The following is a 1496-nucleotide window of genomic DNA, read 5'->3' as shown; positions in this document are numbered from 1 at the left end:
GTAAAATAAATCCCAATACAATCATTATGAAAATAGGTAATAATACACTTTGTAATATATATATCATTTCACTCATTATATAACACTTCCTTGTAAGACAATTTAACACTAGACATATTTCATTTGTGTTTAAGTTAAATTTAGATATCTGACCATTAAAATTATGTCGTTGATATACTTTGAAAATATAAAAATTAGGAGTGAAATAAAAATTGATAAATTAGAAATCAATTTTATATTTCAACTCCTATATCGTATCAATAGAATGCTAAACTTTGCTTTGTTCATACTATTTTAATATGTGCTTGATTTAATGAAGCACTTTACTATTTAAAGAGATTTATAACAATAAAATAATGAATTATTCATCTTTACGGTTATCCTCATTGCTATTAGTCGTATTATTTATGTGCTTTTGATCATCGTTATTATTTTCTTGCTCTCTTTTGTTTCGTTTTTTTTCTTCCAAAATTGACATAACTATAAAGCCAATAACCAATAGCGGTGTAAGTATACCAATCATCATCATCATTTAGCTCACCTCATTCGTTAATTTCAATTTAATGTCTATATTAACCTTTACTATCAATTTACATGTTTTTATTGTCTTCCTCAATAGAACAACCTATTTTATTGCATTTTAATTTAATTTAATAACGATCCAATCTATGCTTCTTGATTTGATATTACCCCAATTTGTATACAGCATTCTATTTTTTTGGGGCGCTAAACTCACTAAAATGCTACTTTTATGACTCACATTTTATGGAAATCAATAACCTATGACATCTTGCCAATTAGATGGAATACTGACTTTATACAACGCTGAAAATTTTTTCAATTATTCAGTACTTCAAAATTATTCACGAATTGTTCGAATTTATCACTATTTTTGCGCTCAATAATAGAATATATTATAAACAGATGTAAAAATTATCCATTTTTTTAGTTTTAGAATTTTATTTTATTATAATTACGCAACATTAATTGACGTATTAATTTTAAAAAGAGTACTATTTAAATAAATGAAATTAAATTTAAGTATATCTACATTTCCAAAACAAATTTATTGCTCTCACTCCCAATACCTTAATACTTAATCTGATTCTCATTTTACATAAATTGATGCTAACTTTTCTAGCAACATTTAAGGAATGGAGGGTTTCAATGGATTATAATCACATCATTTATGATGAAGGTGATCAATTAGAACATTTAAATACACCTAACTTTTCCAATATATATTTGGTTATTTCAGGTATGATTCATTTCCAAAAAGTAAAATCAAATTTTATATTTCATCGAGGCGATGTATTTGTGGTATACGATTTCGAAGAAAATCTCATTGTACATCGAGAAGGTATGCTTGCTTGTATTTCAGTAAATAATTTAAGTTATCATCGTTTCACCTTAATCAATCGAGAAAATCTTCTAGAAAAATATAAATTAAGTATGTTGATTACCGAAACTTATATTACAACTTTAAAAAATATTTT

Annotated in this window: 1 protein-coding gene and 1 pseudogene; one reads left to right on the top strand and one right to left on the bottom strand. The window is 25.1% G+C overall.

All coding sequences use genetic code 11. The features are described 5' to 3' along the window. Positions 1-361: 361 nt before the first annotated feature. Positions 362-532, bottom strand: coding sequence for a hypothetical protein (locus CD150_RS13530; protein WP_155390634.1), 171 nt, complete (start codon positions 530-532; stop codon positions 362-364). 635 nt (positions 533-1167) lie between these two features. Between CD150_RS13530 and CD150_RS12935 the strand changes: the two are divergent. After that, positions 1168-1496, top strand: a pseudogene (locus CD150_RS12935) (AraC family transcriptional regulator); the annotation flags it as partial.

The organism is Staphylococcus ureilyticus (assembly GCF_002902235.1).
Taxonomy (GTDB): domain Bacteria; phylum Bacillota; class Bacilli; order Staphylococcales; family Staphylococcaceae; genus Staphylococcus; species Staphylococcus ureilyticus.
The sequence above is the reverse complement of the archived record's forward strand: the minus strand, read 5'-3'. Positions and strand labels throughout refer to the sequence as shown.